At 70.6% G+C, this 6,580-nt stretch carries 5 protein-coding genes; 2 read left to right on the top strand and 3 right to left on the bottom strand.

What is annotated here, in order from left to right; all coding sequences use genetic code 11:
- Window positions 1–117 precede the first annotated feature (117 nt).
- Both ACLQ3K_RS05510 and ACLQ3K_RS05505 read right to left on the bottom strand, forming a co-directional pair.
- Window positions 118–1,761, bottom strand: a complete 1,644-nt coding sequence (locus tag ACLQ3K_RS05510; RefSeq protein ID WP_336669713.1) for a long-chain fatty acid--CoA ligase — start codon at window positions 1,759–1,761, stop codon at window positions 118–120.
- A gap of 45 nt (window positions 1,762–1,806) precedes the next feature.
- Entirely contained in the window at window positions 1,807–2,577 is a 771-nt protein-coding gene (locus ACLQ3K_RS05505; RefSeq protein ID WP_425997664.1) for an SDR family oxidoreductase, read from the bottom strand.
- A 162-nt stretch (window positions 2,578–2,739) separates the two neighbouring features.
- Here ACLQ3K_RS05505 and ACLQ3K_RS05500 point away from each other — a divergent pair, with 162 nt between their 5' ends.
- Entirely contained in the window at window positions 2,740–4,200 is a 1,461-nt protein-coding gene (locus tag ACLQ3K_RS05500) for an alanine/glycine:cation symporter family protein (protein WP_425997662.1), read from the top strand.
- A gap of 39 nt (window positions 4,201–4,239) precedes the next feature.
- Here the strand turns inward: ACLQ3K_RS05500 and ACLQ3K_RS05495 are convergent, their stop codons facing one another.
- A complete protein-coding gene (locus tag ACLQ3K_RS05495) occupies window positions 4,240–4,791 on the bottom strand; it encodes a TetR/AcrR family transcriptional regulator (protein ID WP_425997660.1) in 552 nt (183 codons plus the stop codon).
- Between the two features lie 93 nt (window positions 4,792–4,884).
- Between ACLQ3K_RS05495 and ACLQ3K_RS05490 the strand changes: the two genes are divergently transcribed.
- Window positions 4,885–6,429 carry an MFS transporter gene (locus ACLQ3K_RS05490; protein WP_425997658.1) on the top strand — a complete coding sequence of 515 codons (1,545 nt, stop codon included), beginning with the start codon at window positions 4,885–4,887 and terminating at the stop codon, window positions 6,427–6,429.
- The last annotated feature ends 151 nt before the right edge of the window (window positions 6,430–6,580 follow it).

Raw genomic sequence — 6,580 nt, 5'->3', positions numbered from 1 at the left:
CCCCCCGGCGCGTTGTGTCTACCCCCCCCCCAGCCCGCCCGCAAGGGAAACACGCGCGGAAACCCCCCCGGCCCCCGGCCGCGTGCCGGCGGCGGCGGCCCCGTCGTCAGTGCTGCGTCAGCCGCGCGACTCCACGACGGTGTAGGTCCCGTCGGCGTACTCGGCGCGGATGAGCTTCTTGTCGAACTTGCCGACAGAGGTCTTGGGCACCTCGGTGACGAAGGCCCAGCGCTCGGGGACCTGCCACTTGGGCAGCAGATCGGTGAGGAAAGCGCGCTGCGCCTCGGCGTCCGCGTCGGCGGCGTCCTTGACCACGGCCAGCACGAAGGGACGCTCGTCCCACTTCTCGTCGGGCACGCCGACGACGGCGGCCTCGGCGATGGTGGGGTTGCTCATGACCGTGTTCTCGAGCTCGACGGAGCTGATCCACTCGCCGCCGGTCTTGATCATGTCCTTGGTGCGGTCGCGGATGGTCATGAAGCCGTCCGGGCTGATCGACGCGACGTCGCCGGTGCGGAGCCAGCCGTCGTGGAACTTCGACTCGTCCACGACGTTGCCCTCGGGCGAGTAGTAGGCACCCGTGATCCAGGGGCCGCGCACCTCGAGCTCGCCGGCCGCCTCGCCGTCCCAGGGCTGCTCGTTGCCCTCGTCGTCGATGAGGCGGGCCTGCACCGACGCGGGGAAGCGGCCCTGCGTGACGCGGTAGGCGAACTCCTCGGTCTCGTCCTCGATACCGAAGGGAGGGCGCGAGACCGAGCCGAGCGGCGAGGTCTCCGTCATGCCCCAGGCGTGCACGATGCGGGTGCCGAGCTTGTCGAAGGCGCGGATCATCGACGGGGGCACGGCCGCGCCGCCGACGACGACCTCGCGCAGGTGCGAGATGTCCTGCGGCTTCACGGCGAGCTGCGCGGCGACGCCGGCCCAGATGGTGGGCACGGCCGCGGCGAAGGTGGCCTTCGTGGCGTCGAGGATCTGCAGCAGCGGCTCGGGCTGCAGGAAGCGGTCGGGCATGATCAGCGTGATGCCGCCCATCATCGCCGCGAAGGGCAGGCCCCACGACATGACGTGGAACATCGGCACGATCGCGAGCACGGAGTCGGCATTGCCGAGCGCCATGCCCGACGACGAGTTCACCTGCATCGAGTGCAACCAGATGCTGCGGTGGCTGTAGACGACGCCCTTGGGGTCGCCCGTGGTGCCGGAGGTGTAACACATGACGGCCGCGTCGCGCTCCGAGATCTCGGGCCACGCGAACGTGGTCGGCTCGCCCGCGATGAGCTCGTCGAAGGAGTGCACCGTGATGCCCTCGGGCGCCTCGAGCGCCTCCTTCGGGCCGTTCGCGACGATGACGTGCTGCACGTTCGGGGTCGCGGCCAGGTACTTGCCGAGCAGCGGCGCGACGGAGGCGTCGACGAGGATCACCTTGTCGTCGGCCTGGTTGATGATGAACACGGCCTGCTCGGGCGAGAGGCGCAGGTTCAGGGTGTGGAGCACGGCCCCCATCGCGGGCACGCCGGCGTAGGCCACCTGGTGCTCGTTGTTGTTCCACATGAACGTCGCCACACGGTCGCCCCGCTGCACGCCCAGCTTGGTCAGGGCGTGGGCCAGCTGCGCGGCCTTGTCGCCGACCTCGGCGAAGGACAGATCGCGCAGGCCCTCACCGGTCCACGTGGTGATCTTGGCCTCGGGGAAGACGCGGCGGCTGTACTCGACGAGACGGGCGATAGTCAGCTCGCCGTCCTGCATCGTGGTCTGAATCACGGTGGTGGAGACTCCTTCTCGGATGGGAAATGCAGCCGGCGGGTACTACTGGCTGGTGATCTGGTTGATCAGCCGCACGACCGACCTCGGGGCGAATTTACTTGAATTGGACAGCAGCGTGGTCAGGGTTCCGACGGAATAGTGGACCCGGGGCAGGAAGGGCACCCGGATTCCGGGGTGCACGGAGTTCCACACCTGCTCTGCGACCTCTTCGGGCGTGATGTTCACGCCGAGGGTGCGCGTGCTCTTGGCGTCGGTCTCGGCGAGCGCCGTCTTCGCCCACAGCGGCCAGATCGCGACGACGCGGATGCCGTGCTTCTCCCACTCCAGCTCCAGCGCCTCGGTGAAGCCGGAGACGTAGAACTTCGCGGCGCTGTAGGTCGCGATGCCGGGCTGGCCGTAGATCGCCGACGCCGAGCTGATGTTCACCAGGTGCGCGCCCGGCTGCCCCTTCAGGTAGGGCAGCGCCGCCTTCGCGCCGTAGGTGACGCCGAGCGCGTCGATGTCGATCTGCAGCTTGATCTGCTGCGGCGTGATCTCGTCGAGGTCGCCGCCGAAGAGCACACCCGCGTTGTTGTCGAGCACCGTCAGGCCGCCGCCGGTGTGCTGCGTGAAATCGGCGAGCGCGGCCTCCCACTGGTCGTAGTCGGTCACGTCGAGCGTGCCGGTCACGATCGCGGGGTGCTCGGCCTTCAACTCCTCCAGCGCGGCGGCGTTGACGTCGTAGACGCCCACCGTCCACCCCTCGGACAGGAAGCGCAGGGCAGTGGCCCGGCCGATGCCCGAGGCACCGCCGGAGATGAAGATCGATGGCATGGCGTCCAACCTACCCGCTGGTCAGGCCGGGGTAAAGACCCTACTGAGGGTCACTCAATTAGCAGTGCGTACCGGCGCCCGGCCCGCGCACGGGAGGCCCGACGGGGGCGTCGACGCGCGCGTGAAACCATCGTTTCACCGCACGCTTCACGAGAGGAACGGATGACCTCGCTCTTCGACCACGTCAACACCGGCATCGGTTGGCTCAGCACGAACCTGTACAACTACGTGCTGATCTACCTGCTGCTGGGCGTCGGCGCCTACATGACGATCCGCACCCGGTTCGTCCAGGTCCGCCTGCTGCCCAAGATGATCCGCGCGATCGGCTCGTCCCGCTCGGACGCCGAGGGCGGCATCTCGTCGTTCCAGGCGTTCTGCGTGGGCCTCGCCTCGCGCGTGGGCACTGGCAACATCGCGGGCGTGAGCGTTGCGCTCGTCCTCGGCGGGCCCGGCGCGGTCTTCTGGATGTGGGTCGTGGCGCTCGTCGGCATGGCGACGGCGTTCGTCGAGGCGACGCTCGCGCAGATGTTCAAGGTGCGCAACGCGGACGGCAGCTTCCGGGGCGGGCCGGCGTACTACATCCAGCGCGGACTCGGCTCGCGACGCTGGGGCATGGTCTTCGCCGTGCTGCTGATCTTCGCCTTCGGCTTCGCCTTCAACATGGTGCAGGCCAACACGATCGGCGGCTCCCTCGCCGCCACGTTCCACGTCGACACCGCGTGGATCGCCGTCGGCCTCATGGTGATCACGGCGCCGATCCTCTACGGCGGGGTGCGACGCATCGCGAGGGTCGCCGAGGTGATCCTGCCCGTCATGGCGCTGATCTACGTCGCCATCGCGCTGGTGATCGTGGCCCTCAACATCACGGCCTTCCCCGAGGTGATCCGGCAGATCGTGGCCGGGGCGTTCGGGCTCGACGAGGCCCTCGCCGGCACCGCCGGCGGCATCCTGGCCGCCCTGCTCAACGGCGTGAAGCGCGGCCTGTTCTCCAACGAGGCGGGCATGGGCAGCGCACCCAACACCGCAGCCACCGCCACCGTCTCGCACCCGGTGAAGCAGGGACTCATCCAGTCCTTCGGCGTCTTCGTCGACACCATCGTCGTGTGCACCGCGACCGCGTTCATCGTGCTGGTCTCCGGCGTCTACACGCCGGGCAGCGAGCCCGAGTCCGGCGGCGCCGTGCTCACGCAGGACTCGATCTCGGCCGTCCTCGGAACCTGGACGACGGTGCCGATGGCCCTGCTGGTCTTCGTCTTCGCGTTCTCGTCGATCATCGGCAACTACTCCTACGCCGAGATCAACCTCAACTTCCTCGGCCTGGAGGGACAGCGGCTGCGCGTCCTGCAGACCCTCGTCCTCGCCGCCGTCGGCGTCGGCACCCTCGCCGAGCTCGACACCGTCTGGATGCTCGCCGACGTCGCGATGGCGCTCATGGCGACGGTGAACCTGATCGCGATCGCCCTGCTCGGCAAGTGGGCCTTCGGTGCGCTCCGCGACTACGACGCGATGACCAAGCGCGGCGTCGACGACCGGTTCGTCGGGCGCGGCAACCCGAACCTCCCCGGCGACCTGCCGGGCGACGTCTGGGATCCGATCGACGACGGGGCGGTCTCGGCGCGCTGACGCGCCCGAAGGCGGCTGGCACGCCCGAGCGGTCCGCCGTCAGGGCGCCCCGTCGACCATGCGGGCGACGACGGCGAGCAGCCCGGCCATCTGCTCGTCCGTGGCGCGACGCCGGCCGCCACTGAGGGCGGCGTCGTAGTAGAGGCCGTCGCCGAGGAGGAGGACCGCGCGGGCGGTGGCCTCGTCGGGCACCTGCTCCTGCACCGTCGCCAGGAAACGGTCCTGCATCGACCGGATCGCCCCCTCGGCGCGGTCGTTGGCGGCCTGACTCAGCCGCAGAACCGCGACGATCGCGCGGTCGAGCTGCGAGTCGTCGTAGTTCGACGTGCGCACGTAGTACTCGACAGCCCCTTCGGGCGCGGCGGCCATCAGCTCCACATCGGCGGCGACGAGCTCGTCGAGCCAGTCGCACAGCCCGTCGACCAGGGCCTTCTTCGACCCGAAGTGGTAGAGCAGCCCGCCCTTGCTGACGCCGGCCTCCGCGGCGACGGCCTCGAGCGTCGCGGCGCGTTCGCCGTGCTCGATGAGGATCTTCACGAAGGCGTCGAGCAGTTTGGCGCGGGCGGCGGGAGGGGGTGGCACACCTCGCATCGTAGGGATGATCGCGGTCTCTCGTTTCTGTACCGTCCAGCTGGTACAGTAACGACGAATTCGGAAAGCCACGACACCTCAGGAAGTGCCGCCATGACCACCACGCTCCCCACCACGACCGCGTCCCCGCGCGCCACGGTGCGCGACTGGGGTGCGCTCGCGGTCCTGATGCTCCCCGTCCTCCTGGTCTCGATCGACGGGACCGTGCTCGGCTTCGCGCTGCCCTCGATCGCCGCCACGCTCGGCCCGACCGCGGCGCAGCAGCTGTGGATCATCGACGTCTACCCGCTGGTGCTCGCCGGCCTGCTCGTCTCCATGGGCAGCCTGGGCGACCGGCTGGGCCGGCGCCGCCTGCTTCTGCTGGGCGCGACGGGCTTCGCCGCGATGTCGGTGGTCGCGGCCTACGCCCCCACCGCGGGCGCGCTCATCGCCGCCCGCGCGGGCCTCGGCTTCTTCGGCGCGATGCTGATGCCGTCGACGCTCTCGTTGCTGCGCAACATCTTCACCGATCCGCAGCAGCGTCGGCTCGCGATCGCCGTGTGGGCGTCGTGCTTCGCCGGCGGCGCCGCGCTCGGCCCCATCGTGGGCGGCTTCCTGCTGGAGCACTACTGGTGGGGCTCGGTCTTCCTCATGGCCGTGCCCGTGCTGATCCCGCTCCTGGTGCTGGCGCCCATCTTCGTCCCCGAGTCGCGCGACCCGAACCCGGGCCGCATCGACCCGGTGTCGATCGTGCTCTCGCTGCTCGCGCTGACCCCGATCGTCTACGCCGTGAAGACCCTCGCCAAGGGCGGCGACCTCGCGGTCGTCGCGGTGGCGCTGGTCGTCGGCGTGGTGTCCACCGGCCTGTTCCTGCGCCGTCAGCTGCGCCGCCCGGACCCGATGCTGGACGTGCGGCTGTTCGCGGACCGTCGCTTCTCGGGCGCCGTCGCGGTGAACCTGCTCAGCGTCTTCTCGCTGGTCGGCTTCATGTTCTTCGTCTCGCAGCACCTCCAGCTGGTGGTGGGGATGAGCCCGATGGACGCCGGCTGGGCGCTGGTCCCCGGTCTGATCACGATGATGGTCGCAGGCCTGTACGTGGTGCGGGTCGTGCGGTGGATCGCCCCGTCGACCGTGGTGGTGGGCGGCATGCTCGTCTCCGCCGCCGCGTACGCCGTGGTGATGGCCTTCGCCTCGCCGGAGTCCACGCTCGCCGTGCTCATCGCCTTCGCGATGCTCGGCGTGGGCATCGGCGCCGCCGAGACCCTGTCGAACGACCTCATCGTCTCGTCGGTGCCCGCCGAGAAGGCGGGCGCGGCCTCGGCCGTCTCGGAGACCGCGTACGAGCTCGGCTCCGTGCTCGGCACCGCCGTCCTCGGCTCGATCCTCGCCGGGGCCTACGCCGCGAAGCTCGCGCTGCCCGCGGGCCTCACCGCCGAGCAGGCGGCCGACGCCGGCGAGACCCTCGCCGGGGCGCACCACGTCGCCACGCAGCTGCCCGCCGAGGCCGCCGACGGCCTGGTCCGGGCCGCCGGTCAGGCCTTCGACGCCGGCGTCTCGGTGACCTCCGCGATCGGCGTGGTGCTCATGCTGGCCGCGGCCTGGATCGCGCACCGCACGCTGCGGGCGCCGTCCTCGTCCGTCGCCACGACCGTCGCGTAGTAGTCCCGCAGCCGCCGCGCCGCGGCGCTCGCCGCCTCCCCATGGGCGGTGAGCGTCGCGGCCGCGCGGGCCGCGAAGGCCAGCACCTCGGGCGGCCCCGTCGCCGCCCGCCACCGCGCGGCCTGCTCGGCGAACCCCTCGGCCGCGTCCT

It is taken from the genome of Tsukamurella sp. DT100 (assembly GCF_049844855.1).
GTDB lineage: Bacteria > Actinomycetota > Actinomycetes > Mycobacteriales > Mycobacteriaceae > Tsukamurella.
Note: the sequence above shows the minus strand (reverse complement) of the source record. Positions and strands in the feature narration are given on the sequence as shown.

What these genes read in the sequence shown, in the direction of transcription:
- ACLQ3K_RS05505 (WP_425997664.1), bottom strand. Translation starts at nt 2,577, where the DNA reads ATGCCATCGATCTTCATCTCCGGCGGTGCCTCGGGCATCGGCCGGGCC.
- ACLQ3K_RS05500 (WP_425997662.1), top strand. Translation starts at nt 2,740, where the DNA reads ATGACCTCGCTCTTCGACCACGTCAACACCGGCATCGGTTGGCTCAGC.
- ACLQ3K_RS05495 (WP_425997660.1), bottom strand. Translation starts at nt 4,791, where the DNA reads ATGCGAGGTGTGCCACCCCCTCCCGCCGCCCGCGCCAAACTGCTCGAC.
- ACLQ3K_RS05490 (WP_425997658.1), top strand. Translation starts at nt 4,885, where the DNA reads ATGACCACCACGCTCCCCACCACGACCGCGTCCCCGCGCGCCACGGTG.